Origin of the sequence: Lelliottia sp. JS-SCA-14 (genome assembly GCF_035593345.1) — a bacterium.
Classification (GTDB): domain Bacteria; phylum Pseudomonadota; class Gammaproteobacteria; order Enterobacterales; family Enterobacteriaceae; genus Enterobacter; species Enterobacter wanjuensis.
Window position 1 is genome coordinate 2,935,277 of record NZ_CP141606.1, and the last position, 26,526, is coordinate 2,961,802.

Below are 26,526 nucleotides of genomic sequence, written 5' to 3' on the forward strand. Positions count from 1 at the left end.
TGGCCCCTCAGCATCGAGGGGCGCAATCACAACAAATTACTTACCGCCCAGCCCTTTTTTCGCCAGTTCCTCTTTAAAGTTGTCGCGGGTGATCAGCACCACGTCGGTGACTTCGGTAAATTTCGGCGGTTCGGCATCTTTGGTGACCCAGTTGTAGAGCATTTCACTGGATTTATAGCCGTGCACGTCCGGGCTTGGCAGAAGCGAGCCGTAGAAACCGGTGGCCTGCGCTTTGGAGAGTTCGCTCACCGCATCCACGCCGTTAATGCCGATCCCGATGACATCCGGGGCTTTAAAGCCCTGACCTTCCGTCGCGCGCACGCCGCCCAGCACGGTGTTGTCGTTCATGCCGACCACCAGCCAGTGTTTCACTTCCGGATGCTGAACCAGCATCGAGTTTGCGGCGTCAAACGCACCTGGGATATCGTTGGATTTGGTTGGGACTTTATAGATCTGTTTTTCCGGGAATCCGGCCGCTTTCAGGGCTTCCATCGAACCCGAGGTGCGACGACGGGCGGTATCCAGCTCGTCCGCGGTGATCGCCATCACGGCGCTCTCTTTCACGTCCCAGCCGCGTTTTTGCATCTCTTTATAGAGTTCCTGGCCCTGACGCTCGCCGATTTTAGTCGCCGCCATCATCACCAGCGGCACGGTGTCCATCGGTTTGCCTTTGGCGTTGACGAACTGATCGTCCACCGCAATCACCTTCATGCCGTAGCCGCGCGCTTTTGCCACGATGGCTGAGCCGAGTTTCGGATCCGGCGTACAAATCACAAAGCCTTTCGCCCCGCTCGCCGCCAGGCTGTCGATGGCGTTTAAGGTTTTCTCGCCGTCGGGCACGGCAATTTTGATGACATCAAACCCGAGATCTTTCCCGGCTTTATCCGCAAATTTCCATTCGGTCTGGAACCAGGGTTCTTCTGGCTGTTTGACCAGGAAACCGAGCTTTAAATTCTCCGCCATAGCGGATTGTGACATAACGGCAGCCAGGCCGATGGCCGCCAGCGTTTTAGTAAATTTGTGCATGGTTAACTCCAGCATGAGCATTCTTTTATGTAGGGTATATTGTCGTGCTTTTTATTTAATCGGACATAAAACAAGGTATTAGCGCTCACCCATGAATAAGTGATAGTGCTGGAGATAGTTTTAGCGGGAAATTAATCATCCATAAGAGAGCCCCATCACACCGCAGAATTACAGTAATTGCGTACATAGATTCAGCGATAAATGACATAAAAAAGGCGGCTATTGTCGGACAAATAGGAGGGGATTAAGCAGAATTATCCATAGAGTCAGCTAACGCGTCCCTGTAACCCAGGCGCCGTAGCGCCCGGTTAAGAATTTACCAGGCGTAGTAAATATGATCCGCGTGATCGCGAACCGCCGTTTCATCATTCAACAAACGCGCTGCCAGGGTCAGGGCAAAATCAAAGGCGTGGCCGAGACCTTTTCCGCTGAGCAGATTCTGGTCCTCTACCACCGGGGCATCGACATACTCGCCGTCTTTTACCGTCTCCCACAGATCGCCGGAGCAGACGTAGCGACGCCCCTTCAGCAGACCGTTTCCGCCCAGTACCCGCGCGGCGGCGGAGCAGATCGGGCAGATTAGTTTTCCGGCCTCGTCGTGGGCTTTTACAAAAGCGATAACGTCCTGACTGGCAGCCAGATTCACGCTCCCCTGCGGCCCGCCCGGCAGCACGATGGCATCGTACAGGGTGGCGGCGCGCTCGGTCAGGGTGCAGTCGGCCACCATCGGAATGTTGTGATAGCTCACCACCGCGCGCGACTCCGCACAGGCCAGGGTTTCCACTTCAATCTGCATGCGGCGCAGGATATCAATGGTGATAATTGCTTCCGCTTCTTCAAATCCTGGTGCCAGTAACACCGCCACTTTTGCCATTTTGATCCTCACAAATAAAATAGATAAAACATTGTTTCATTTTATAGAAAGTCATTGGGCAAACTCGCGGGTGGATCACAGTTCGGTCTTTTTAAGAAATAGCATTGAAATCAAAGGAAATGAAAAGCCGGTCACATTAAGACAATACTGAACGGCTTTATTCTGGTGTTAATCATCCCTCCCCGAAATAAGGACATTATAATGACGACTTCAGGAATGATTCAGAAACTCAACACCCAGATGAACCTCGAGTTCAACGCCTCCAACCTCTATTTGCAGCTGAGCGACTGGTGTTCCGAGCACAGCCTCAACGGTACCGCCACCTTCCTGCGCACCCAGGCGCAAAGCAATATCACCCAGATGATGCGGGTCTTCGAATATATGAAACAAGCCGGGGCCAACCCGATTGTTAAAGCTCGCGTGGTTTCCGAAGAGTCCTGCTCATCGCTGGAAGAGCTGTTCCAGAAAACCCTCGAAGAGTATGAGCAGCGCTGTACCATGCTGAAAACCCTCGCCGGAGAAGCTAAAGCGCTGCACGACGACGACACTCTCGACTTCCTGCGGGATATAGGGAAAGAGCAGCAGCAGGATGGCCTGCTGCTGAAAACCATTCTCGACGAGGTACGCAGTGCCCGACGCGCCGGTCTGTGCATGACCCAGACGGACCAACATCTGCTGAATCTGGTGAACTTTCAGCAGCACTAAAATCGTTTCGTATTACGGGAATTGTTAATTAATAGTTATCAAGTCATTGCTTTAATTGAATTTTAACAAATCAGATCTGGCTCCCAACCCATAACCTTACAAAGTGAAATGATTTAATTCATTTCACTTTGACTGACGAGGGAGCTTCATGATCACCATCGAGTTTATTGTCATTATTCTCTGCCTGCTGGTGGGAACGCGGTTTGGCGGGATGGGCCTTGGGCTGATAAGCGGTATCGGCCTTTTCATTTTAAGCTTTGTGTTTGGATTACAGCCCGGCAAACCGCCGGTGGACGTGATGCTGACGATCCTCGCGGTCATCGGCTGCGCCGCGACGCTGCAAACCGCCGGTGGTCTGAATGTGATGATGCAGTTTGCGGAGCGCTTGCTCAGGAAACACCCGCAGCACATCACCCTCCTCGCGCCGTTCACCACCTGGATGCTGACCTTTCTGTGCGGCACCGGCCACGTGGTTTACACCATGTTTCCGATCATCGCGGATATCGCGCTGAAAAAGGGAATTCGCCCGGAGCGCCCGATGGCGGTGGCCTCCATCGCTTCGCAAATGGCGATTACCGCCTCGCCCGTCTCCGTTGCCGTGGTGTCGCTGGTGTCGATCATTGGCGCTCAGCATGGGGTGGGTCAGGCGTGGGGGATCCTGGAGATTTTGGCCGTCTCGGTTCCCGCCTCACTGTTTGGCGTGATGATTGCCGCCCTCTGGAGTCTGCGCCGCGGGAAAGATCTGGCGGATGACGCCGAGTTTCAGGAAAAACTCACCGACCCGAAACAGCGTGAATTTATCTATGGCAGCACCGAAACCCTGATGAACCAGCGCTTCCCGAAACAGGCCTACTGGTCAACGTGGATTTTCTTCGCCGGGATCGCCGTGGTGGTTCTGCTGGGCGCCCTGCCCGATTTGCGCCCTGCGTTTGAAATCAAAGGCAAAATGACGGCGCTGTCGATGAACCTCGTGATCCAGATGATGATGCTGATCGCCGGTGCGGTGATGCTGATTGCCTGTAAGGTCAACGCCTCCGCCATTTCGAACGGCGCGGTGTTTAAAGCCGGGATGGTGGCTATTTTCTCGGTGTTCGGCGTCGCATGGATGAGCGATACCTTTTTCCAGGCGCACCTCGACGAGCTGAAAATGGCGCTGGAAGGCGTGGTGAAGAGCCATCCGTGGACCTACGCTATCGTGCTGTTCCTGGTCTCCAAACTGGTGAACAGCCAGGCCGCGGCCCTCACCGCTGTGGCACCGATGGGATTGATGCTGGGCATCGAACCGAAAATGCTGATCGCGTTCTTCCCGGCCTCTTACGGTTACTTCGTGCTGCCGACGTATCCCAGCGATCTCGCCTGTATCGGCTTTGACCGCTCGGGTACCACCAAAATCGGCAAATTCATTATCAACCACAGCTTCATTCTGCCAGGCCTTATCGGCGTGAGCTGCGCCTGTGCCGCCAGCTATCTGCTGGTGCAGACCTTCTTTTAATTGCTGACAAAGACGCCCGGCGGCACTACGTTTGCACGGGCCTACGGGGTTTTGTAGGCCGGGTAAGCGAAGCGCCACCCGGCAAAAAACCTGTTTCAAAATTCAAAACATCGGTTTATTTTAATGTGACTCACCCTGCGGTGTGAACTTGAGTTCGATAAGCGCAATGGCTTTTTGAATGGCGCGAAGCGTAACGGGATCCGCTGCAGCAGGATGGCTGGTGAAATCGATGTTTTTCAGTTGGGTGGACATTTTTTCCCGCACTTCGGTCGGGGTGATAACGTCTAACACATCCAGGATTTGTTTGATGACCAACTGGCACGCGACGACGTCAGACACCAGTTCCTGATCGGCGCTCAGATTTTGAGACATAGGAAGCTCCTTCAATAAAGAGCGCTATAGTAGCAAAACCACGGCCCTTTCATCTTCCCTCTCGTCGAACGCAGGCATAAAAAAACCTGCCGAAGCAGGTTTTTTTCATCAGAACATTGCGCCTGGCGGTACGTCTTTGAACGTATTGCAGTAGTTAGCCCACATGCTTTTCAGGATTTTGCGCAGTTTCATTTGATGCTCCGGTAATGTGTTATGCAGGTGTTATTGTCTATCCGCATATAATATGACCAGCGTCACAAAAATCAACGGTTATGTGATACACATCACGGTTACAAAACCAGCAATGCTGCGAGATTGTTATAAAAACACAAGACAAATCCGCAGGTTAGGAACTTATAAGTTCCAGTAAATTTTTATAAAATTTTTTGATATGGCAGGGTAAAAATGAGTGAAAACATCACCGGAAAAGAGAGCCGCGGTTTGTCTCCTGCGGCGCTGCTGGTTGCCGGGGCGTTCTTTATGGAGTTTCTCGACGGCACGGTGATTGCCACCGCGCTGCCCGATATGGCGAAAAGCTTTGGCGTGCAGGCCGTGGATCTGAATATCGGTATCAGCGCGTACCTGATTACCCTGGCTGTGCTGATCCCCGCCAGCGGCTGGATTGCCGACCGCTTTGGTGCGCGCAAAGTCTTCGCCGTGGCGCTGGCGATCTTCACCCTCGCCTCCGTGCTGTGCGGCCTGTCTACCACGGTCGATCAGTTTGTCGCCATGCGCGTGTTGCAGGGAATGGGCGGCGCGCTGATGGTTCCGGTCGGTCGTCTTGCCGTGCTGCGCACGACGCCCAAACATCAGCTGATCACCGCCATCGCCACCCTCACCTGGCCCGCGCTGGTGGCTCCGATCATCGGTCCACCGCTCGGCGGGTTTATCACCAGCTACGCCGACTGGCGCTGGATCTTCTTTATTAATGTGCCGCTCGGGATGCTGGCGATTATTCTGGCGCTGCGCATCATTCCCGACCTGCACGACGATGCGCGCCGTCCCTTTGATACACCCGGTTTTATCGCCACCACCATTGCGATGGTGAGCCTGGTGTATGCCATGGAGTCGATGGGAGCGCAGCATCCGGACGGGCTTCTCACCGTCGGGCTGCTGGCGGTCGGCGTGGTGACGCTCATCTACGCCCTGCGCCATTTTCAGCGCGCCGAATGTCCGATGATTCGCCTCGACGCTCTGCAGGTTCCGACGTTTCGCGTGACGATGTACGGCGGGTCGCTGTTCCGCGCCTCTATCAGCGCCGTGCCTTTCCTGCTGCCGCTGATGTTTCAGGTCGGGTTTGGCATGGACGCGTTCCACTCCGGTCTGCTGGTGTTGGCGGTGTTTGTCGGCAACCTGACGATCAAACCCGCGACCACGCCGCTGATTCGCCGCCTTGGTTTTCGAAAGCTGCTGCTGATCAACGGGGCATTAAACGTCCTGTCGCTGCTGGCCTGCGCAATTATCTCACCGCAAACGCCGGTCTGGCTGATCATGCTGATTCTCTATCTGGGCGGCGTGTTCCGCTCGATTCAGTTTACGGCGGTGAGTACCCTGGCTTTCGCAGACGTGCCGTCGGCACAGATGAGCTACGCCAACACGCTGTTTTCCACGGCCACACAGCTGGCGGTGGGGCTTGGGATCACGCTCGGGGCGATTGGGATTCGTATCGGGGAAAAGCTCGGGAGTGTACTGGGTATCACCGATGTGCCGGGGATCAGCTTCCGCCTGGCCTTTGTCGCCATTGCGCTGATTTGTCTGGCGGGGATGGTGGATACGTTGCGGCTAACGAAGGATGCGGGAAGCGCGGTGTCGAATAAGCGTTAAAAAAGCCAGCTAAGCTGGCTCAGGTGTTGTAGGCCGGGTAAGCGCAGCGCCACCCGTCGGCAATCAGACCACAGATTACCCAACGATACCGCGAACAAAGGCTTCGATCTCTTTGTCCTGACAGTTTTCGAAGAAACACTGCTGGAAGCGCTGGCCAGAAACCGCGGTTTTCACCAGTTCAGGATCGATGGCGCGCAGGGTATCCAGATAGTTCTCTTTGACCACGGCGGCTTTCACCTGGTTCAGGATACCGGCGTTACGCACCTGCGGCTCTTTACGCTCTGGCGGATAACCTTCGCCTTTGCGGCCCGTAAAGGCTTTTTCGAAGATGAAGCGCACGTTCAGCTCTGCGCCCCAGCCGAAGCCTTTGGCGAATGGCAGGGAGAGCGCGTTACCGTTGTTGATCTGCGCAAACAGGAAGGCATCTGCCGGGTCGATACAGTAGCCGCAAATCACGCCCGGATGGATGTTAAGAGACATCAGCGCGCCCTGCCCGGTACCGCAGCCGGTCACCACGAAGTCAACGGCCTTCGCATTCAGCAGGATGCTGGCCATAATACCCAGATGGATATAGGTCAGGTGGTGATCGTTCTCATCACTCATCCCGACGTTATAGACCGGGAACCCCTTCTCATCGACAACGGATTTAAGTTCGTTGAGGATAGTGGCGTTTTTACCGGCCTGGCTGTTTTCCATCATCAGTGCAATTTTCATTCTTCATCTCCTGAATGCGTTGCGGGTTTTGCCGCCAAAGATAGCGAATCCCCCCAACCTTACTATCTAACAAACGCACTTTCAAATTAACTGAAAAAATGTTTTAAAAAACGAAAGGCGCTTCACAATTTCGACTCTTCACGCGGAAATAGCGTGCTTATGCACAAACTTAAGAAATCTCTACTCACGAATCTGGCTGTTAGCTAGACTGCTTTTTAAAAGACTATAAAAATCCTTTGGGGAACAATGGTGAATATGCGCCGCCGGACGCCTCGCATCACATCGCTTTTCTGGATACTTATCCTCGCAGCCCTGGTCTGGGCCCGAGCCGCTTTTGCCCAGTCCGCTGCCGAAACCCACGCCATTCCCGTCTGGATTTATGACGCCGACAGCTTTGAATTCTGGCGCTCGCCTCAAGGCGAGTTACAGGGTTTTTATCCAGAACTGGTGCGCGCCATTAATGAAAAATATGGCACCCTTCTGGAACTCACGCCGGTCAGCGGCCCCGAGATCGGCCAGCGTTTTAACCGCGACATCTACGGCGTGTATGCGGGCGTGCTCAGAACCGAGGCCCGCGCGCGCACTAAAATTCTCTCCTCGCAGCTGTTCAATAATGAAGTGGTGGCCGCCAGCCCGAGCATGTCCGTGAATACGATCGAAGAGCTGGCGAATGCCCGCGTGCTGTTTCGCCAGAACGACGCCACTCTGGAAAGCGTGCAGAAGCGTTATCCGGAGCTGAAATTCCGCTCGCTGCATCTGGTCGCCAGCAGCGAAGAGGCGTTCCGTTTGCTGAGCGAGCACAAGGCGGATTTCTACATCAATGACGCCAGCGAGATGGAAAACACCCAGCGCTATTATCTGATCTCCCGCCCCTTTCCCGAACTGCGTATTCCGGTGGTGCTGGCCTTCAGCCCGGAGCTGAAAGATCTGCGTGAAAAGGTGAATGTGTTTCTCGGCGAGTGGTATCGCAGTGGGAAGATGCACAGGACGCTGGAAGAGAGCAAGCGCCACTACCTCCTCAGCCGGATTTCGATCTCAAAAGAGGAGCGCGCGTGGCTTACGAACAACCGCCTGCAAATCTGGCTGCCGAAAAATGAGAACTTTGCGCCGGTGGTCTGGAAGGACGAGCGCGGCTATCAGGGCACCGCCATCAACATGATCAAGGACATGCGCGACCTGCTGGGCATGGAAGTGGATGTCCATTTTATCGATCACTATGCCGACGCGCTGAGGCAGCAGCGCTGGCCGGTCCGCCTGGTGAATGTCGCGGAAACCACCGATCCCGAGCACGCCGCTGGCCGCATCGGGCCGGATGTGGCGTGGCATAACGTTTACTATAACCGTATCAAGCAGCCTTTCCTGTGGGATGAAGAGAGTATCCGCAGCCAGCGCGTGGGCGTGCTGGAGGGTTCATTCGCGGCCCGCTATCTGCAAAATCGCTTTGGCAGCGACGTGGTGATCGTCACCCGTCACAGCGTAAACGGGCTTATCGACGCGATGGAGAACAATAAAGTCGACTTCATTCTGGGGGATCTGAGCTCGCTGGAATCGACCCTGCGCGGCAACGAACTGTTTCGCGGCGTTCTGAAAGTCGCGGGCGTCACCCGCAGCGAATTCATCGTCGGCCCCTGGGTTCAGCCCGATCATCCGCTGTATCACTTGCTGACTCAGGTTAACCGCCTGTCGAGCTTCCGCACTCAGCTGGAACGTCATGAGGTGCACGAGTTCTTCCCGGCGCTCACCAAAAACACCTTAAAAATTATCAGCGTGATCCTGTTCGTCACCGTGCTTTTTAGCATTGGGATGCTGTTCATGATGCGTCGGCATATAAAAGAGAGCCGCCTGGTGAACCGCAATATTGTGCAGGCCCTGGAGAAGGTGAACCGCGCCCACGACGATGAAACCGGAAGCCATATTCAGCGCGTGGCGAAATATTGCGGAATGATGGCGCGGGAACTGAATCTGTCGCGCAAAATGATGACAGAGATCGAACATTTTGCGTCGCTGCACGACGTCGGCAAAATTGCGGTGCCGGACAGGATCTTGCGCAAGCAAGGCCCGCTGACGGAACATGAGTTCAGCGAGATGAAACTGCACACCACCAAGGGCTATATGATTATTCAGGGCCTGGGGCTCGGCCCGGTGGCGGAAAACATCATTCACTTCCATCATGAGAAATGGGACGGCAGCGGCTATCCCGAAGGGCTGCGCGGAGAAAATATTCCGCTCGAAGCGCGCATTCTGGCGCTGGCAGATGTGTACGACGCCCTGCGGCAAAAGCGCGTCTATAAACCCGGATTCAGCCATGAGCAGGCGTGCGAAGTGATTTTTGAGGGTGCCGGAAAACATTTCGATCCGCAGCTGATCGCCCTGTTCCGCCAGCACCATCTGAAATTCCGCATGATCTTCGACAGTCTCGCCGATTAAATCATGCCGTTGTGAAGAGAAAGGGAAATTCGTCCGGCTATTCCAGGCATTGTCTGGCTTATCAGACAGTAAGATAACCTGTTTACATCAGATCAGGGCGAGATATGAAGAGAGTATTCGTTGCAGGATTAGTACTGCTCCTCGCGGGCTGCACGGTCACCCGCCAGGCGCAGGTGAGCAATGCCGATGCGACTGGCGGCGTGGTCCGGCTGGATTACGGTCAGCCGATTTTCCAGAATGCCCGTTACGATGACTACGTCACCAACGGGACCGCCACGCGCGAGTGTCAGAGCATGGGCTTCGCGACCGCCTCTTTCTACGGCCAGCCGATTAAAACCTGTAGCCTGTTCAGCGGGTCGGTTTGCCTCAACCAGACCGTCACCATTCAGTACAAATGCATGGGCTATGCGATAAATCCTGGCCCTACCCAAACCTACTATTAATAATAGTGCTGCCAGTATTGTTCTGGCAGCTTATTTAATACGAAGCGAAACCATTCTCATTAAAATATAAATAAGCGCCAATGCGTTTTATTCCCATTCGTATTTTTAATAAATAATATACTTATTTTACCTTTTGCAAATAATTAAATAACAAATTATAGTGACGCCCTGACTGACTAATAATAATTTCCCGGAGCTGCGCTATGCTGAAAACTGAAATGATCGATAAGCTCAACGAACAAATGAACCTTGAGCTTTTTTCATCCCTGCTTTATCAACAGATGAGTGCCTGGTGCAGCTACCACAGCTTTGAAGGCGCGGCTGCGTTTCTGCGTCGCCACGCTCAGGAAGAGATGACGCACATGCAGCGTCTGTTCGATTATCTCTCTGACACCGGCAGCCTGCCGCGCATCAACCCGGTTGCGTCTCCGTTTGCCGAGTACGCCTCTCTGGACGAACTGTTCCGCGCCACTTACGAACACGAACAGCTGATCACCCAGAAAATTAACGAACTGACTCACGCGGCGATGGTGGCTCAGGATTATCCGACCTTTAATTTCCTGCAATGGTATGTTGCAGAGCAGCACGAAGAAGAGAAACTGTTTAAATCCGTACTCGATAAATTATCGCTGGCGGGTAAATCAGGCGAAGGTCTGTACTTTATTGATAAAGAGTTGTCGACTCTCGACACACAGAAATAAAGTTTCGGGGAGCCATCTGGCTCCCTTTTTTTATTGGCGACAGATTTTACTTTCGCGCGTTGAAAACCCCCTCTTCCCCCCTTGATAAAATTCCCTCTCGCCGCCTGCTTCAACCCTGTAAAAATTCCATTACACCCCTTGTAACGGGGATTTGACGAGGTTGCGCTTTTGTCTTACTCTGCGCCGCAGATTAGGTTGCGATTAGCGGTTGTGGTAGAGGAAAGCGTGAAGAACAGAACACTGGGAAGTATTTTTATCGTCGCAGGCACGACGATTGGCGCAGGAATGCTGGCGATGCCACTGGCCGCCGCGGGCGTCGGATTTGGCGTGACGCTGGTGCTATTGGGTTGCCTGTGGGCGTTGATGTGTTACACCGCCCTGCTGTTGCTGGAAGTGTATCAGCACGTTCCGGCGGATACGGGCCTCGGCTCGCTGGCCGCGCGCTATCTTGGCCGCTACGGTCAGTGGATCACCGGTTTTAGCATGATGTTCCTGATGTATGCCCTGACGGCGGCGTACATGAGCGGTGCGGGCGAGCTGATTGCGTCGAGCGTCAACGACTGGTTTGGCACGGATATCTCTCCGGCCACCGGCGTTGTCTTCTTTACCCTGATTGGCGGCGGCGTGGTGTGCGTCGGTACATCGCTAGTCGATCTCTTTAACCGTTTTCTGTTTACCGCCAAGATTATTTTCCTGGTGGTGATGCTGGCCCTGCTGGCTCCGCACGTTCACAAAGTGAATCTGCTGACGCTGCCTCTGCAACAGGGTCTGGCGCTTTCCGCAATCCCCGTGATTTTCACCTCCTTCGGCTTTCACGGCAGCGTGCCGAGCATCGTCAGCTATATGAATGGCGATATTCGTAAGCTGCGTCGCGTGTTTATTATCGGCAGTGCGATCCCGCTGATTGCCTATATTTTCTGGCAGCTGGTGACGCTCGGCAGCATTGGCTCTTCGACCTTTATGGGCTTAATGGCCGATCACTCGGGTCTGAACGGATTCCTGCAGGCGTTACGTGAAGTAGTGGCCTCGCCGCACGTAGAGCTGGCGGTGCATCTGTTTGCCGATCTGGCGCTGGCCACCTCCTTCCTCGGCGTGGCGCTGGGGTTGTTCGATTATCTGGCGGATCTGTTCCAGCGTAATCGCTCCGTCGGCGGACGCATTCAGACGGGACTGATCACCTTCCTGCCACCGCTAGCCTTCGCGCTGTTCTATCCGCGCGGATTTGTGATGGCGCTGGGTTACGCGGGCGTGGCGCTGGCGGTGCTGGCGCTGCTGCTCCCTTCTCTGCTGGCATGGAAAAGCCGCCAGCAGCATCCGGATTCGGGTTATCGGGTGTGGGGCGGGAAGCCGTTGTTAGGCCTGGTGTTTGTGTGTGGGATTGGGGTGATTTTGGTGCAGTTTTTGATTGTGGCGGGGGTGTTGCCCGAGGTCGGGTGATCCTGTTTTTGAAGCATTTGAGGTTGTTCCGTTCACTTTATGTTCGACAGAATATAATGGCTGCATAACCTGTGAACGTGAAAAGGGGGCTGCGCGGCCCCCTTTTCAATCCCCGCGCCCCGCCATGAAATCGGTGCTTCGCACTGCGCTCATCTCCCGGCCTGCTGCCCGCGGCCGGCTCGACTCGTGATTACTCGTCCCATCCATGGGACTCGCCCCTACGGGGCCAGCGCAAGCGCTGTTCAAAATTGCTCCCGGCAATTTTGTCCTGTCTCGTTTCGCCTCTGGTCGCCATCCCTGGCGCCCAGACCTTGTCATCCGGCCTCCGGTTCGCCGATTTCTGCGGGGACCCACACCGGTGCCCAATGTAACGTTTCATTCTGACTTTAATTCTGTCGGAAGCGGCTTCGCATTTTGCGAATTTGCTCTGATTTTGGGGCACTGTTTTTTTATACAGAGGAGTATTATTAGGCTTACGCGATGGAGGGGTTCTTCAGAGCGGAAAAATATGAAGCGCGGCGTAAAGGTGCTGGAACACCGTTACACCGCTAACCACAAAAAACTGAAAAGGAGTTATTTATGGCTGCGAATGAGTTTATGCCAGATCCCACTATTGCCCAAACAGATCCTGAGAGATCAGAGGGTAATGATCGTTTTCACGAGGTGACTCGCAAAAAAGACGCCCGTCGTCTGCACGGTAAAACCCTGAATGTCGCCATGGTGCATGCGCGAGCTGACACGCCTCAGTCCAGCACCGCCTGCTGCGAACTTTATTCGCGCATGGGACACAGCTATCTACCTCTTACCGGAGAGTGGCTTTCGAAAGCCGGTTTTATCGACGGGATGCCGGTGAAAATTCGTGTGATGCCGGACTGCATCATCATCACCCCGCAAAACACCCGCGAGTTGTGGGGCTGTCTGGAAGGCATGAGCGTGGTGAGTATAAACAAACAGCGCGTATCGGAGTGGTTAAAAACCTTTCCTGGTGCGCTAAATGATACGGGGAATATTCCGGTGGTGCAGCGGTGAGATAAACCGCCCGGCGGCGCTTCGCTTGCACGGGCCTACAGGGTTTTGTAGGCCGGGTAAGCGCAGCGCCACCCGGCTGGGTTTTAATGCAGGCAGCAGCTCTTAAACTTCTTCCCGCTCCCGCATGGGCACGGATCGTTACGTCCCACTTTGGTCCCGTTGACGATCGGTTTTTGTGACAGCGGCTGCTGCGGATTCGCCAGCCAGTAGTTGTACAAACGAATCGCCGCCGGGCGGATACTGTCCACGCTCGCCTGGTACTCGTCTTCTGTCATCTCTTCGACGAGGTCGACGTTCTCTTCCGTACCGTGCAGGGCAATCACCGCCAGATCCGGCTTCAGCTCTTCCGGTAACGTGGACCAGTCGGTCAGCGCCATGCCGCGCATGTAGCCGTAGCACCACTCTTCCACCACGGTGTAGGTTTTACCGTCGACTTCGTTCTCGCCAAACACCGGCTCAAACTGGTCAGGGTAATCGCTCAGGCGCTCGGCGATATCGTTCATGTGCTTAAAGCAAAGATCGATAAAGCGGTGCATTTCGCGGTCGTTTTTCCAGCGTGGAATGTACTTTTGCCCGCCCCACGCGGCCACCAGCCAGGTGTCGGGTTCGACGACGATCGGACCGGACAACACCGCGGTCAACATGCCGTCGAGTTCGGAAACGTCAATCACCGACGCTTCTTCGTGACCGTAGGACATCAACGTCTCTTCCAGCCACTCCAGTTCGTTTTCAGATAATGGGCCTTCAGTCATTGCTGATACTCCTGAAAAAAAGAAAAGGAGCTTACCACACTTCAGGCTAGTACTCTTTAAATGCCAGTTCCAGGCGGGCAATGAGCGGTTTAAACAGATAGCTCATCAGGGTGCGCTCGCCGGTTTTGATGGTCACGCTGGCGGGCATCCCGGCTTTGATTTTGTAGTCGCCAAGCAAATGCACGCCCTGCGGGCTGACCTGCACTTCTGCCAGATAATAGGGCTGCTGGGTGACTTTATCGATCAGCCTGTCCGCCGAAACCGTTAAAACACGCGCGGGAACCGAAGGCAGCAGCGCATGGTTCAGCGCCGGGAACAGCACATCCACCGTCAGCCCCGGCACCATTTTATCGATAGCATGCACCGGGATTTTGGCGTCGATCTGCAGCGGCTGATTGGCCGAGACAATATCCATCAGATGTTCGCCAGGCTGGATAATGCCCCCGACGGTGCTGACTTTCACGTCCAGCACAATCCCGTCAATCGGCGAGCGAATCTCGGTGTTTTCCAGCTCATGGCGGGTGGAGGCCAGCTCATCCTCCAGCGTCGCGACATCTTTCTGATTCACCGTCAGCTCAGATTCCACCTCGCGGATAAACTGATGCTGCACCTGATACGCTTTGATTTTTAACTCATTCTGCTGGGATTTCAGTTTGGCGATGTTGAGAATATCTTCCGACACGCTGCTGGAAATCTCCGCCGCCTCCCGCTCCAGCACCAGTAGCTGCGCTTTCGGGTAGTAATTTTTTGCGCTCAGCGATCTGAGTGTGCCTAACTCGCGGTTGATCAGGGTGAACTGATGCTCACGGTAGCCTTTAATTTTGTTGAGATTTTCCGTCTGCCCGGCCAGACCGTCGAGCGTCTCCTGGATCATCGACAACTCATCCTGAATGGTTTTCTTGCGCGTCTCGAAGAGCTTTTCCTGCAGGCGACGGACTTCCGTCAGGCGTTTGTTGCCCGCAAAATGCTGCGTCAGCGCGTCGCTAAAAGCGATCGATTCCAGCCCGTCGCGCTCGGCCAGCAGCCGATCTTCGACGGTTTTCGCCGCAATATACTGGGCACTGAGCGCGCTGTAGCGCATATCGAGCTGGATTTTATCCAGCCGCACCAGAACCTGATCCTTTTTAACCGTCTCGCCCTCTTTGATAAAAATATCCGTTACCCGCCCGCCGCTTAAATGCTGGATGGTTTTGCGATTGCTCGACACCGTCACCGTCCCGTCAGCCACCACACCCGCATCCAGCGGGGCCTGAACCGCCCAGAGCAAAAAGCCGCCGACGCCGAGCACAATGACCACAATCCCCCGCAGCAGCGGCGGCCAGATATTGGTATCAACGGTATTATCCTGATTCTTTTTCATCACAATGCCTCGCGTTGCGGTTCACTTTGCGGTGCGGAAGCGGTGGCCACCGGTTTGAGAATGTTGGCCTGGCGCAGATTGGCGATCACCTGTTCGCGGGTACCGAACTCCTGAATGGTCCCTTCGTTGAGCAGCAGGATTTTATTCACCACCCCCAGCAGCGTCGGGCGATGGGAGATGATCACCACCGTCTGGCCCTGGGTTCTGAGGGTGTTGATCGCCTGGATAAGGGCATATTCCCCGGCGTCGTCGAGGCTGGCGTTGGGTTCATCCAGCACCAGAAAAGCCGGATTGTTAAAGACCGCGCGCGCCAGGCCGATGCGCTGGCGCTGGCCGCCGGAGAGCTGATATCCGTGCGCCCCCAGCGGCGTGTCGTACCCTTCCGGCAGGCGTAAAATCATCTCGTGTACTCCGGCAAGCGTGGCCGCAGCGACGATCGGCTGGCTGTCACTCTGCGTAAAGCGGGCAATGTTCTGCGCGATAGTCCCGTCGAACAATTCGACATCCTGTGGCAGGTAGCCGATGGCCGGGCCGAGCAGGGCTTTGTCCCACTGACAAATATCGGCCCCGTCAATGCGCACTTTCCCCGACAGCGGCGCCCAGACGCCCACCAGCAGTTTTGCCAGCGAGGTTTTCCCCGACGCCGACGGGCCGATAATCCCCAGCACTTCCCCCTGCTCCAGCTGGAAGGAGATATTGCGCAGAACCGGCGTCTTTTGGCCCGGAGGCGCGGCAAACACCGCTTCGACGCTGATATTTCCTTTCGGACGGGGCAGCGTCAAAATATCTTTCGGCGTCGGGTAGTCGCTCAGAAGGTGGGACAGCTGACGCCAGGCGTGGCGGAACTGCACAAACTGCTTCCAGTTACCGATCACCTGTTCGACCGGATTCAGCACCCGCCCGAGAATAATCGAGGCGGCGATCATCAGTCCTGGGGTGATCTCCCCGGCGATCACCAGCAGCGCCCCCGCGCCTAGCGCCACGGATTGCAGCAGGATACGCACGAAGCGGCTCAGACTGCTCAGCCCCGCCGTTTTGTCAGCAATTTGGGTCTGGATCACCAGGGATTTGCTGTGCTGTTCCAGCCAGTGATTTTTCAGAGTCGAGAGCATCCCCATCGCTTCAATAGTGTCGGAGTTTTGCAGCTGTTTATTCAGCTTGCTGGTGTTATTGATGGTTAAGGCGTGCGCCTGCTGAATCGGCTTTTTGGTGGTTAATTCGGTCATCAGCGTTAGGGCAAATAAAATCACAATCCCGCCGACGGACAAATATCCCAGCAGCGGATGCACCAGAAAGGCGATGAATAAATAAAAAGGGGTCCAGGGAATATCCAGCAGCGCAAAGATACCGCTCCCGGAAAGAAACTGGCGAACCTGGGCTAAATCCGCAATGGCCTGCGCGGGATTATTATCTCCGGTGGCTATTCGCCGTTTAAAGGTGGCATTAAAAATAAGCTGATTGAGTTTCACATCCAGCCGGTTGCCGAGGCGTGTCATGACGCTGGAGCGGGCGAATTCAATCATCGAAATAACCGTGTACAGACCGACGATTAATAAGGTGAGCATGAGCAAGGTGGTGGTATTTTTGCTGACCAGCACCCTGTCGTAAACCTGCAACATATAGATGGCCGGAGCCAGCATCAGGATATTGATCGTGCTACTAAAAAATAGCAGCATAAGAAATACCGGACGCGTGCCTTTTAAAGCCGTATTCATTTCCGTAGACGGATGCGGGCGCGGCATAAGCTTCTCCTTATTTGAGCGGTGAGCGACGGCCATTCTCATGGCCGTCGCAGCAGGAGGTTATAAAATGAAGTCGGTCACATTGACGGTGCTGGCGGTAACGCCTGCTAACGTAATGACGTTATTATCAATGGTGATGACCGCATCGCCGCCGCTGGCCGCAATCGCCACGCGACTGCCGAAGTTCCCTGCGGTGATACCCAGCAGACTGATATCAATAAGATCCTGACCGCCGCGCGAGTCGCTGTCGAAGCCGGTCACGCGGTCCCGACCGAAACCGGCCGCAAACGCGAACCGGTCGTCGCCCGTCCCGCCGTCGAGGGCATCGTTCCCCGCGCCGCCGGAGAGGATATCGTCGCCAATCCCGCCGGAGAGCACGTCGTCATTCGCGCCCCCGCTCAGGTTGTCATTCCCGTTAGCGCCCACGAGGTTATCGTTCCCGTCGCCGCCGTCGAGAATGTCGTTGCCGATCCCGCCCTGCAACAGGTCATTCCCGCCCAGGCCCGAGAGCCTGTCGTTCCCCGACCCGCCGGTGATGGTGTTAGCCAGCGCATTCCCCGTGCCGGTGAAATTGCCCTGCCCGGTGAAGACCAGCACTTCGACGTTTTCGGCCATCACGTAGCTGGCCAGCGCGGTGCGGACGGTGTCCGTTCCGGCGTTGAGCCCCTCCGTCACCACGTCCCCGGCGTTATCAACGATATAGAGATCGTCGCCAGCGCCACCGGCCATGATGTCCGCGCCCGTCCCACCATCGAGCTCGTCGTTTCCGGCATCGCCGTTGAGGATATCCTGACCGGCACCACCATCCAGGTCGTCATTGCCCGCCCCGCCGTTCAGCAGATCGTCCCCCGCCTGACCGAGTAAGGTGTCATTCCCCCCTTCGCCGTTGATGATGTCGCTCCACGCCGTGCCCACCAGCGTGTTCGCCGCGTTATTCCCCGTCACCATATCGCCGATAGGCTGAGTCGCAGCGGACGTCAGCACCACCGGCGGGTTGCCCTCGTCATCGACGACGGTGACCACCACCTGCAGTGCGCGGCCAATCATCGCCTGACCGGGGGTGTAAGTCGCGGCGGTAGCCCCGGCGATATTTACAAACCCGTTGCCCTGGCTCATTCTCCACTGGTAGCTGAAATTCCCGCCCGTCAGACCGTCGCTGTCGGCAATCCCCGAGACGATCGCCGTCAGCGTGACGCTTTCCGTTGGCGTCGAATCGCTGATCGCCGGTGCGCCGGTGGTGGGCTGATCGCGCACCTGGACGGCACCGGTTTGCGCGGAGACCAGCCGTTCGGCATCGCCCATCCGGTCGGTGAAGCTGGCAATCACCCGCAGCGGCGCGCCCAGAATGCCGCCCGGCACGCGGAAGGTTTCACCACTGGCCTGATCGCGCCATTGCCCGCCCACCAGCGCCTGCCAGGTCAGAACAATCGGAGCATTCGCCGCGATGCCATTCCCGTCCTGCAGATCCGTCAGACTGACGCGCAGCAGATCGCCTACCTCCGGCGTGGAATCGGTGATCGAGAGGTTGCCGGTAGCGGCCTGCGCCGTCACCCACAGCTGCTCGCCGTTGCCGAACTCCAGTTTTTCGATATGCAGCAGGCGGTCTACACCGTCGTTAAACGCCAGCCCGGCCGCAGGCGTGGCGTGATTCACCGTCAGGCTGCCGTCGGCGTTGCGGTTGAAGAGGTAATTACTGCTGAGATCGCGATAGACCGCCACGTCCGTCGCGGTGCCTGCCCCCTCCTGCAAAATTTCACGCACGATAGAGAGCTGATTCGGCTTCAGAGTTCCGGCCAGCATCAGGGATTTCAGCTCGTTCATGCTGTCGGCGCTGGTCAGCCCTGGCATGCCGGAGACCGCAATGCGCACATTCAGCCAGGCGTCGCCGTCGATAATGTCATTCCCGGATTTGCCCGTGATGCGGTCGCTGCCGCCCCCGCCAAGGAGAATGTCGCCGCCGGTATCGGGGTTAAAGACCACCGCATTCGGATCCGCGAGGCGCTGTCCGCCGACAATGCTCTGCAAACCAGCGATCCTGTCGACGCCTTCCTGCGTGAGGTTATTGGACAGCGGTACGCCCTGAACCGGCGCGGTCCCGACCGGCTGTTCCGTGCCGGTTAAGACATCGTCAAACTTCCAGCCTGACAGCCCTTCCACCAGGTCAAAGCGATCGCGCAGGATGAACTCCTGTTGGTTAACGAAGATCGGAATGCCCAGATCCGAGTTGGCAGCGTTGGGGTCGCCTTTATGGATCGCCCAGTCGAAACCGGCCATGCCGTTGTTACGCTGGATACCAGCGCCCTGCACCATGATGTCGTCGCCTGCTTCGCCGTCGTAGTCCGTGTCGTTCCCCTGACCATTCAGGACGTCGTGCCCGACTATGGTGCTGTTGAAGAACAGCTCGGAGTTTTCACCGGTCAGGGAGTCAAACCCGTCGCCGCCCTCCAGCCAGTCGTCGCCTTCGTTACCTAGCAGCGCGTCACCGCCGGAGCCGCCGAGGACGAAGTCATTGTCGCGCCCGGCAAAGACCTCCTGCGCATCTTCGCCCACGACGATAAAATCACTCCCGCTGCCGCCGAAGATCAGATCGTTGCCGTTGCCCGAGAAGATAACGTCGTGGCCTGCATCGCCGTGGAGGAAATCGGCCCCGCCAATCGGCGTGCCGGTGTCGGTGATAATGTCGTTCCCGTCACCGCCGTGAACCACGTCCGCCTCGTCGCCGCCGTCCAGACGGTCATCGCCCGCATCGCCCCACAGGCTGTCGATCCCTTTCCCGCCGATGAGCGTGTCATTCCCCGCCGAGCCACCGAGCACCACGTGCCCGTCACCGGTGTATTTCAGATACGCGCCGTCGGCTGCGCCATCCCCGTCTACATCCGGCCCGGCCGCACGTCGCACCACCAGCGGGAAGAGCAGATCTTTCAGCGCATTCCCCCACTTCGGATCGGCATGGGTTTGCAGGGCTTTATCGACCTCGAAGGTGTAATCCGGGGTCTGGAACAGGTGGGCGGGCAGATGGGAAGATCCCGCATCGCCCAGATCGCTGTTACGCATCACCAGCGCCGAGAAGGAGTTGCCCTCCAGCTCGTTGAGCAGGTTCAGCCCCTGCACGCGGCTCAGGTAGTAGAAGCGGTCGCCGTCCTGCAGCATCTCCATCTGGGTTTCAAACACGAAGTTGAAGGTGGAGCCGAGCATGCCGCCAAACTCATTTTTGCGCTCTGCCAGCCCGCCAATCCAGAAGTCGACCAGGTTCAGCCCGGTCTCTTTGGTGGCCCACGCCCCGGTCCCCATAAAGAAATCCAGCGCATCGGCGCGGGCGGGATCGTCAGCATCGCCAAACAGCAGGAAGTTCACCGCATCGCGCTTGCCTTCGATGGTGGTGGCGTTGCGAATCAGATCGTGCTGACCGTAGGCGGCCATAAAGTTGATGATCGACGCCGGGTTTTTCAGGAACGAGGCGAAGTCGCCCCAGCTGGTGTAGGGCCTGAGTTCGCTGTTGCCGGTTAATTCAAAGAACTGTTCACGGGCCTGATTCAGGGTCGGCATGAGCGTATCGCGCCCACGCGCCAGGTTGAGCGCGCCGAGATCCAGCGGCAGCCCGACCAGATTATTGCGCAGCGCATCGGTGATAAATTCATCGATTTCGTTGCCGACCTGACGGGTCATCCCGCGCACAATCGCCCCTACCGCCTGCTCGGTGGAGATGGTCTGATCGTTGAGCTCGTGGAATGCGACCGGGTTCAGGAAGGCTTCGATAAGCCCGATATCGTCACTCTGCATGTCCTCATCGGTACGCGCGACGGTTTCGGTGAGCATCGAGTGGCCGAAGCGGTACACCACGTGGGCGAACTCGGCGAAAATCGCCGGGTTGATATCCGCGCTGTTAGAGAAGACGAACGGATCGACCGCCGGTTGCACGGCGCGGGCGAACTCTTCAAACACCAGATGCTGGTACTCCATCTCCGTCGCAAAACGCCCCGCCTGGAAGAGATATTCTCCGTTCCATTGCAGGGTGCTGGTGTCGGCCGGGATTTCGGTGATCTGGTGATTCGGCAGCAGCCACTGGTTGATAAGCGTAATGTCATTGCTTTCAAGAATGGTGGTTTTGTACTGCTCGACCAGGCGGTTGTGTTCGCTGTGGAACACGGAATGCACGGCGGTCAGGCCGATATTCTCGTTCCCGCGTCCGTCCCCGGTAATGAAGTGGCGGTCGAGGAGTTCGTCATCGTAGGTTCCGGCGGTTTGCGCGTTGCCGGTTTCCGTATCGTCATCCGCCACCAGGCCCGCTTTTGGCACCGCGGTGTGAGCGATATCGTCGAGGAAGGCGTGGCCGGTGCGGATGGTGTCTGCTGGCAGGACATCCCCGTTGGCTTCCACCAGGCCGTGCGCGGTGACGATCTGCACTTTACCGTTGTCGCTGAGAATCAGGTTGCCGTAGCGGTCCGTCGCCAGCAGCGGAACGTTGAACACATCCTGATCCGTCAGCTTAATCCCCAGCAGGGTTTCAGCCTGATGTTTCACGTCTGCCCAGGTGGCCAGCCCGCCGCCCGCGCCTTCCAGCAGATTTCCGGTTGGCTCCGGTTTACCGTCAACCATCGCATATTCGCGGATAAAAATTTGATGGGAAGGATGGGAGGTATAGGTCTGGTTCTGATCGATAAACGGCGTGGTGATGTTGGTGGTGTTGTGGTTGGCGTCGACCTGAGCGCGGGTGAGCAGCATGAAGTTGGTCGGCGAGCCCTCGACGAATAACGGGTCGTCCGGCATGAGCGGGATAAAGACAATCCCGTTCCCGGCTTTGGGGATCAAATCCAGACCGTGGTCAAAGAACTGGCCGAAGAAGGTCATCCAGCCGTTGAACGCCGGTGACAGGCCGATATCCGGCGATAAATTGGGGATAGATAAACTGCCATTGTCCGACACCGTGCCGCCGCCGGGGGCGTCCGCGAGTCCGTCATGGGCCTCCTGCGCGGCGGGGTTGGAGGCGGTCTGATCCGAGATCAGGTTACTGATGATGCGCGGGTCGGCGTCCACCACCATCTGATTCGGGTTGAGAATCAGATACTTTTGCAGCGCTTGCAGATCGTTTAAATCCAGCGTTACCAGCCTGGGCATCGTTTGATCGGCAGCCCCGTTAAGCTCCTGGCCCGGTAGCAGGTTGTTCCAGGAGCCATCCACCGTACGAAGCCCATAGGGCAACAGCGGGCTGGAGACCAGTTCGCGCAGCAGCTCGCCATTAACCGACCCGTCAGGATTGGTTGCCGCTTCCGATATTTTGATCTGCTGCAGAATAAACGCCAGATCGTGCAGCGTGACGGTAAAATCATATTGCGTAGCCATAATCATTACCTCTGTTTATTAAGCTATCATCATCCGTTTACGCCACGGCGCTGCCGCAACAGATAAAGAATGATCCTCATCAGATAGAATTAATCACCTTAAGGTCGTCGATCGCTGAAGTCCGTTTACGTTTTAAGCACAACAAGCCAGACCCTGAACCAGTAATGCGGGGAGGAATTATCCTGTCAGATTAATTTTCCCAATGGAAAATCGGGAATAAATACCGTGCTTTTATATTCGGCTAATGAATGATTAATAACTCAGTCAGATTGTATTTTCACAAAGGTAATATATTAGTGAGGCTTAACTGTCATTTCAGCTTTAATTTAAGATGACAGTTTTGTTATGGTCATAACTATGGAGGGTGCTTTGTTTCCTCACCTCATACTTTCTGCTGAAACCATTACCCCCCTCTCTAAGCTTTTTTCTGAACACTGACGCGTGCCATCGTTTTATTTATTCTTTCTTATGCCGGGCATTTCAGCTCATATTTTCGCCAGTTACTAAGAAGTAAAATAGCGTGAGATTAATAAGCGTTGAAATGAATAAATGAGGATGAGAAGAGTGGAAACGGGAGAGAGATAAAAACAAAAAAACCACCCGAGGGTGGTTTCACGACACTGCTTATTGCTTTGATTATTCTTGTTTTCCCATGGTACCCGGAACGAGACTTGAACTCGTACAGCCTATGGCCGAGGGATTTTAAATCCCTTGTGTCTACCGATTCCACCATCCGGGCTCGGGAAGAAATTGGAGGCGCGTTCCGGAGTCGAACCGGACTAGACGGATTTGCAATCCGCTACATAACCGCTTTGCTAACGCGCCTTAAATCTTCGTGGTCTTCCGACCTGCACCCGCAAACTGCCGATGCTTAAATTTGGAGCGGGAAACGAGACTCGAACTCGCGACCCCGACCTTGGCAAGGTCGTGCTCTACCAACTGAGCTATTCCCGCATGTCATCAAGTTATTTGTAATCACTTGATTTCATTATCGTCCGGCTGACTGTGCCGCCGTTCGATGCGTTGCATTCTACTTATATGACGATTTGAGTCAACGTTAATTTTGCTTCCCTGGATCGTTTGCTGAAAATTACGCCGAAACGATCACTGATCAAGCAGATCGCCGCGCGAGGCGTTGAGGTATTGCAGCATTGACCACAGGGTCAGCACCGCAGCGACCCACAGCAGGCCGATTCCCGCCCACTCGACCCAGGCGTTCGGACGCCACAGCATCCACACCAGAGACGCCATCTGCGCCGTGGTTTTGACTTTACCAATCCAGGAGACCGCCACGCTGCTGCGTTTACCCAGCTCCGCCATCCACTCGCGCAGGGCGGAGATAATAATTTCTCGGCCAATCATCGTCGCTGCCGGCAGCGTGACCCACCAGGTGTGGTAATGCTCTGCCACTAGCACCATCGCAATGGCGACCATCACTTTATCGGCAACAGGATCGAGGAAAGCACCGAAACGCGTGCTCTGATTCCAGCGACGCGCCAGATAGCCATCAAACCAGTCGGTCACCGCGGCCACAAGGAAGATCAGCGCACATACAAAAGGAGCCCAGGTGAATGGCATGTAAAAAGCCAGCACAAAGAACGGGATAAGTACGACGCGAAAAAGCGTGAGCAACGTAGGGATGTTAAATCGCATAGTGACGGTAACTGTCTGTTGTCAGTAAAATTTAGCTCTATGTTGCTACAGAGCCCTCAATGTTTCAACGAGTAGTAGATCTTTTCTGCCAGCCCTTGCGAAATACCCGGCACTTTTGCAATTTCCTCCACGCTGGCGTTGAGTAATCCTTGCAATCCGCCCATGTATTTCAACAACATTTGCCGACGTTTTGGCCCGACGCCCTCAATGGTCTCAAGGGTACTGGTGTTTTTGACCTTCGCCCGTTTTTTACGGTGCCCGCCAATCGCGTGGTCGTGGGACTCATCGCGAATATGCTGGATCACGTGCAGTGCGGGAGAATCCGGCGGCAAGTTGAACCCTTCCCCTTCCGGCTCAAAAAACAGCGTCTCCAGACCGGCTTTACGATCGGTCCCTTTCGCCACGCCGAGCAGAATCGGATGATGTTTGTCCCACGGCACATCGAGTTCAGCGAAAACCGTTTTCGCCTGACCGAGCTGCCCTTTCCCGCCGTCGATGAGGATCACGTCCGGGATTTTGCTCTCTTCGATGGCTTTACCGTAGCGACGACGCAGCACCTGGTTCATCGCCGCATAGTCATCGCCCGGCGTAATGCCGGTGATATTGTAGCGGCGATACTCCGCGCGCACGGGGCCGTTGGCGTCAAACACCACGCAGGAGGCAACGGTTTGCTCGCCCATGGTGTGGCTGATGTCGAAACACTCCATCCGCTTCACTTCCGGCAGTTTCAGCACCGCCGCCAGCGCCACCAGACGCTGATTAACCGTCGACTGTTGAGAGAGTTTGGTCGTCAGCGCCGTCGCCGCGTTGGTGCGCGCCAGCTTCAGATAACGTGCGCGATCGCCGCGCGGTTTGGTCTGAACGTTGACGCGTCGCCCCGCCAGCTCGGACAGCGAGTCCGCCAGCAGGGTTTTATCATGCAGATTAAAGTCGAGCAGGATCTCCGACGGCAAGGTGCGCATCTGGCTGCCCTGCAAATAGAACTGGCCTACGAAAGTTTCCACCACTTCGCCAAGCTCTGTACCGCCCGGCACTTTCGGGAAGTAGCTGCGGCTGCCCAGCACTTTGCCCTGGCGGATAAACAGCACGTGGACGCAGGCCATGCCGGAATCAAAGGAGACGCCAATCACGTCCAGATCGTCACCGGTATTTGAGACAAACTGTTTTTCCGTGACGCGACGTACCGCCTGAATTTGGTCGCGAATTCGCGCGGCCTCTTCAAACGCCAGCGCCTGGCTGGCTTTTTCCATACGCGCAATCAGCTGGGTTAACACCTGATCGTCTTTTCCGGCGAGGAACAGGCGCACGTAGTCGACCTGCTGGGCGTACTCTTCTTCACTCACCAGCCCCGCGACGCACGGGCCGAGGCAGCGGCCAATCTGATATTGCAGGCACGGACGCGAGCGGTTGCGATAAACGCTGTTCTCACACTGGCGTACCGGGAAGATTTTTTGCAGCAGCGCGAGGGTTTCACGCACGGCATAACCGTTCGGGAACGGGCCGAAGTACTCCCCTTTCGCGTGTTTCGCCCCGCGATGGGTGGCGAGGCGCGGGTGAGTGTCGCTACTGAGGAAAATGAACGGATACGATTTATCGTCGCGCAACAGCACGTTATAGCGCGGCTGATAGAGCTTGATGTAGTTGTGTTCCAGCAGCAGCGCTTCCGTTTCCGTGTGGGTCACGGTGACGTCGATTTGCTGGATCAGTGCCACCAGCGCTTCCGTCTTACGGGAGGCCAGATTGGCGCGGAAATAACTGGAAAGACGCTTTTTCAGGTCTTTGGCTTTGCCAACATAGATAACCGTACCGCCAGCGTCATACATCCGGTAGACGCCTGGCTGGCTGGTGACGGTTTTCAGGAAAGATTTTGAATCGAACACAGCACTCACTGACTGGTTAGGGTCTCTGCATTGCACAGACCATGTCGAATGGCCAGGTGAGTGAGTTCGACATCGCCATGAATGTTCAGTTTACTGAACATACGGTAGCGGTAGCTGTTCACCGTTTTCGGGCTGAGATTCAGCTGCTCAGAAATCTCATTCACCTTTTGGCCTTTGGTGATCATCAGCATAATCTGCAATTCACGCTCAGACAAACTGGCAAATGGCGATCCGGTTTTTTCCGGTTCAATCTGGCTTAACGCCATCTGTTGAGCAATATCCGAGGCGATATAGCGCTGACCGGCGAAAACGGAGCGAATCGCATTGACCACTTCCTGTGGCGCTGCGCCTTTGGTGAGATAACCGGCGGCTCCGGCCTGCATGACTTTTGCGGGCAGCGGGTTTTCCGTGTGGACGGTCAGCATGATGACTTTGGTATCAACGTAGGCGCGCGCAATTTTACGCGTGGCTTCGAGCCCACCAATGCCGGGCATGTTCATGTCCATCAGGACTACGTCGGCTGTGTGAGTACGACACCACTTCACGGCGTCTTCGCCGCAGCAAACTTCACCAGCGACTTTAATACCCTTTATATCTTCAAGTATGCGTCGTATCCCTGCGCGCACGAGTTCGTGGTCATCAACAAGAAGAACGTTGATCAAAGGAAATGTCTCCAGAAATAGGGATAACGCTACTGACTACTAATTTGGCTTATATTAACGGTTTTCATCCCAACTTTAAAACGCTAAAAAGTG

At 55.8% G+C, this 26,526-nt stretch carries 20 protein-coding genes and 3 tRNA genes; 8 read left to right on the plus strand and 15 right to left on the minus strand.

All coding sequences use genetic code 11. The annotated features are described in order from the left end of the window. Window positions 1–36: 36 nt before the first annotated feature. Window positions 37–1,026: an arabinose ABC transporter substrate-binding protein AraF gene (araF, locus tag U9O48_RS13785; RefSeq protein WP_095282430.1), complete on the minus strand. Its 990-nt coding sequence runs from the start codon at window positions 1,024–1,026 to the stop codon at window positions 37–39. Window positions 1,027–1,342: 316 nt separating this feature from the next. Beyond that, window positions 1,343–1,900: a DJ-1 family glyoxalase III gene (locus U9O48_RS13790; RefSeq protein ID WP_324722666.1), complete on the minus strand. Its 558-nt coding sequence runs from the start codon at window positions 1,898–1,900 to the stop codon at window positions 1,343–1,345. A 201-nt stretch (window positions 1,901–2,101) separates the two neighbouring features. Between U9O48_RS13790 and U9O48_RS13795 the strand changes: the two genes are divergently transcribed. Together U9O48_RS13795 and U9O48_RS13800 are read left to right on the plus strand one after the other, a co-directional pair. After that, window positions 2,102–2,605 carry a non-heme ferritin-like protein gene (locus tag U9O48_RS13795; protein ID WP_285144209.1) on the plus strand — a complete coding sequence of 168 codons (504 nt, stop codon included), beginning with the start codon at window positions 2,102–2,104 and terminating at the stop codon, window positions 2,603–2,605. A gap of 148 nt (window positions 2,606–2,753) precedes the next feature. Further along, window positions 2,754–4,097, plus strand: coding sequence for an anaerobic C4-dicarboxylate transporter (locus U9O48_RS13800; RefSeq protein ID WP_095282432.1), 1,344 nt, complete (start codon window positions 2,754–2,756; stop codon window positions 4,095–4,097). Between the two features lie 120 nt (window positions 4,098–4,217). Here U9O48_RS13800 and U9O48_RS13805 read toward each other — a convergent pair whose 3' ends face one another. Both U9O48_RS13805 and azuC read right to left on the minus strand, forming a co-directional pair. After that, window positions 4,218–4,469 carry a DUF2766 family protein gene (locus U9O48_RS13805; RefSeq protein ID WP_095282433.1) on the minus strand — a complete coding sequence of 84 codons (252 nt, stop codon included), beginning with the start codon at window positions 4,467–4,469 and terminating at the stop codon, window positions 4,218–4,220. A 108-nt stretch (window positions 4,470–4,577) separates the two neighbouring features. After that, window positions 4,578–4,661: a stress response protein AzuC gene (azuC, locus tag U9O48_RS13810; protein ID WP_014832437.1), complete on the minus strand. Its 84-nt coding sequence runs from the start codon at window positions 4,659–4,661 to the stop codon at window positions 4,578–4,580. Window positions 4,662–4,874: 213 nt separating this feature from the next. On the opposite strand from azuC, the gene U9O48_RS13815 reads away from it, so the two are divergent. Further along, window positions 4,875–6,293: an MFS transporter gene (locus tag U9O48_RS13815; RefSeq protein WP_324722667.1), complete on the plus strand. Its 1,419-nt coding sequence runs from the start codon at window positions 4,875–4,877 to the stop codon at window positions 6,291–6,293. Between the two features lie 75 nt (window positions 6,294–6,368). Here the strand turns inward: U9O48_RS13815 and U9O48_RS13820 are convergent, their stop codons facing one another. Further along, window positions 6,369–7,007 (minus strand): RpiB/LacA/LacB family sugar-phosphate isomerase, encoded by a 639-nt coding sequence (locus U9O48_RS13820; RefSeq protein ID WP_282495439.1) that lies wholly within the window; start codon window positions 7,005–7,007, stop codon window positions 6,369–6,371. Window positions 7,008–7,253: 246 nt separating this feature from the next. On the opposite strand from U9O48_RS13820, the gene U9O48_RS13825 reads away from it, so the two are divergent. The 5 genes from U9O48_RS13825 (at window position 7,254) to U9O48_RS13845 (ending at window position 13,044) form a co-directional block, all read left to right on the plus strand. After that, a complete protein-coding gene (locus U9O48_RS13825) occupies window positions 7,254–9,434 on the plus strand; it encodes an HD domain-containing phosphohydrolase (RefSeq protein ID WP_324722668.1) in 2,181 nt (726 codons plus the stop codon). A 104-nt stretch (window positions 9,435–9,538) separates the two neighbouring features. Continuing rightward, window positions 9,539–9,877, plus strand: a complete 339-nt coding sequence (gene yecR, locus U9O48_RS13830; protein WP_282495437.1) for a YecR family lipoprotein — start codon at window positions 9,539–9,541, stop codon at window positions 9,875–9,877. A gap of 203 nt (window positions 9,878–10,080) precedes the next feature. Further along, complete coding sequence (ftnA, locus tag U9O48_RS13835; RefSeq protein WP_282495436.1) at window positions 10,081–10,578, plus strand: non-heme ferritin; 498 nt, start codon at window positions 10,081–10,083, stop codon at window positions 10,576–10,578. A gap of 225 nt (window positions 10,579–10,803) precedes the next feature. Continuing rightward, window positions 10,804–12,015 carry a tyrosine transporter TyrP gene (tyrP, locus tag U9O48_RS13840; protein WP_285149435.1) on the plus strand — a complete coding sequence of 404 codons (1,212 nt, stop codon included), beginning with the start codon at window positions 10,804–10,806 and terminating at the stop codon, window positions 12,013–12,015. A 579-nt stretch (window positions 12,016–12,594) separates the two neighbouring features. Then, window positions 12,595–13,044, plus strand: a complete 450-nt coding sequence (locus tag U9O48_RS13845; RefSeq protein ID WP_324722669.1) for a SymE family type I addiction module toxin — start codon at window positions 12,595–12,597, stop codon at window positions 13,042–13,044. A gap of 83 nt (window positions 13,045–13,127) precedes the next feature. Here the strand turns inward: U9O48_RS13845 and U9O48_RS13850 are convergent, their stop codons facing one another. The 10 genes from U9O48_RS13850 to uvrY all read right to left on the minus strand — a co-directional run bounded on the left by U9O48_RS13850 (window position 13,128) and on the right by uvrY (window position 26,433). Beyond that, window positions 13,128–13,796, minus strand: coding sequence for a YecA family protein (locus U9O48_RS13850; RefSeq protein ID WP_285149432.1), 669 nt, complete (start codon window positions 13,794–13,796; stop codon window positions 13,128–13,130). Between the two features lie 46 nt (window positions 13,797–13,842). Continuing rightward, on the minus strand, window positions 13,843–15,156 hold the full coding sequence (locus U9O48_RS13855; RefSeq protein WP_324722670.1) for an HlyD family type I secretion periplasmic adaptor subunit: 1,314 nt from the start codon (window positions 15,154–15,156) through the stop codon (window positions 13,843–13,845). Then, window positions 15,156–16,898 carry a type I secretion system permease/ATPase gene (locus U9O48_RS13860; protein ID WP_416382090.1) on the minus strand — a complete coding sequence of 581 codons (1,743 nt, stop codon included), beginning with the start codon at window positions 16,896–16,898 and terminating at the stop codon, window positions 15,156–15,158. The genes U9O48_RS13855 and U9O48_RS13860 overlap by 1 nt, the downstream gene beginning before the upstream one ends. 60 nt (window positions 16,899–16,958) lie before the next feature. Beyond that, entirely contained in the window at window positions 16,959–22,238 is a 5,280-nt protein-coding gene (locus U9O48_RS13865; RefSeq protein WP_324722672.1) for a peroxidase family protein, read from the minus strand. 653 nt (window positions 22,239–22,891) lie between these two features. Then, window positions 22,892–22,977, minus strand: a tRNA-Leu gene (locus tag U9O48_RS13870). 12 nt (window positions 22,978–22,989) lie between these two features. Continuing rightward, window positions 22,990–23,063 (minus strand) — tRNA-Cys (locus tag U9O48_RS13875). A 53-nt stretch (window positions 23,064–23,116) separates the two neighbouring features. Continuing rightward, window positions 23,117–23,192 (minus strand) — tRNA-Gly (locus tag U9O48_RS13880). Window positions 23,193–23,342: 150 nt separating this feature from the next. Then, on the minus strand, window positions 23,343–23,891 hold the full coding sequence (gene pgsA, locus U9O48_RS13885; RefSeq protein ID WP_095282446.1) for a CDP-diacylglycerol--glycerol-3-phosphate 3-phosphatidyltransferase: 549 nt from the start codon (window positions 23,889–23,891) through the stop codon (window positions 23,343–23,345). Between the two features lie 56 nt (window positions 23,892–23,947). Beyond that, window positions 23,948–25,780 (minus strand): excinuclease ABC subunit UvrC, encoded by a 1,833-nt coding sequence (gene uvrC / locus U9O48_RS13890; RefSeq protein WP_282495431.1) that lies wholly within the window; start codon window positions 25,778–25,780, stop codon window positions 23,948–23,950. Continuing rightward, window positions 25,777–26,433, minus strand: a complete 657-nt coding sequence (gene uvrY / locus U9O48_RS13895) for a UvrY/SirA/GacA family response regulator transcription factor (RefSeq protein ID WP_282495430.1) — start codon at window positions 26,431–26,433, stop codon at window positions 25,777–25,779. The genes uvrC and uvrY overlap by 4 nt, the downstream gene beginning before the upstream one ends. Between the last annotated feature and the right edge of the window lie 93 nt (window positions 26,434–26,526).

Bases quoted from the DNA above. Each gene is read 5' to 3' on its own strand.
- yecR (WP_282495437.1), top strand. From the start codon at position 9,539: ATGAAGAGAGTATTCGTTGCAGGATTAGTACTGCTCCTCGCGGGCTGC.
- pgsA (WP_095282446.1), bottom strand. From the start codon at position 23,891: ATGCGATTTAACATCCCTACGTTGCTCACGCTTTTTCGCGTCGTACTT.
- U9O48_RS13845 (WP_324722669.1), top strand. From the start codon at position 12,595: ATGGCTGCGAATGAGTTTATGCCAGATCCCACTATTGCCCAAACAGAT.
- U9O48_RS13820 (WP_282495439.1), bottom strand. From the start codon at position 7,007: ATGAAAATTGCACTGATGATGGAAAACAGCCAGGCCGGTAAAAACGCC.
- U9O48_RS13800 (WP_095282432.1), top strand. From the start codon at position 2,754: ATGATCACCATCGAGTTTATTGTCATTATTCTCTGCCTGCTGGTGGGA.
- U9O48_RS13825 (WP_324722668.1), top strand. From the start codon at position 7,254: ATGGTGAATATGCGCCGCCGGACGCCTCGCATCACATCGCTTTTCTGG.
- U9O48_RS13815 (WP_324722667.1), top strand. From the start codon at position 4,875: ATGAGTGAAAACATCACCGGAAAAGAGAGCCGCGGTTTGTCTCCTGCG.
- U9O48_RS13850 (WP_285149432.1), bottom strand. From the start codon at position 13,796: ATGACTGAAGGCCCATTATCTGAAAACGAACTGGAGTGGCTGGAAGAG.
- U9O48_RS13805 (WP_095282433.1), bottom strand. From the start codon at position 4,469: ATGTCTCAAAATCTGAGCGCCGATCAGGAACTGGTGTCTGACGTCGTC.
- ftnA (WP_282495436.1), top strand. From the start codon at position 10,081: ATGCTGAAAACTGAAATGATCGATAAGCTCAACGAACAAATGAACCTT.
- araF (WP_095282430.1), bottom strand. From the start codon at position 1,026: ATGCACAAATTTACTAAAACGCTGGCGGCCATCGGCCTGGCTGCCGTT.
- U9O48_RS13795 (WP_285144209.1), top strand. From the start codon at position 2,102: ATGACGACTTCAGGAATGATTCAGAAACTCAACACCCAGATGAACCTC.
- azuC (WP_014832437.1), bottom strand. From the start codon at position 4,661: ATGAAACTGCGCAAAATCCTGAAAAGCATGTGGGCTAACTACTGCAAT.
- U9O48_RS13855 (WP_324722670.1), bottom strand. From the start codon at position 15,156: ATGAAAAAGAATCAGGATAATACCGTTGATACCAATATCTGGCCGCCG.
- U9O48_RS13865 (WP_324722672.1), bottom strand. From the start codon at position 22,238: ATGGCTACGCAATATGATTTTACCGTCACGCTGCACGATCTGGCGTTT.
- U9O48_RS13860 (WP_416382090.1), bottom strand. From the start codon at position 16,898: ATGCCGCGCCCGCATCCGTCTACGGAAATGAATACGGCTTTAAAAGGC.
- U9O48_RS13790 (WP_324722666.1), bottom strand. From the start codon at position 1,900: ATGGCAAAAGTGGCGGTGTTACTGGCACCAGGATTTGAAGAAGCGGAA.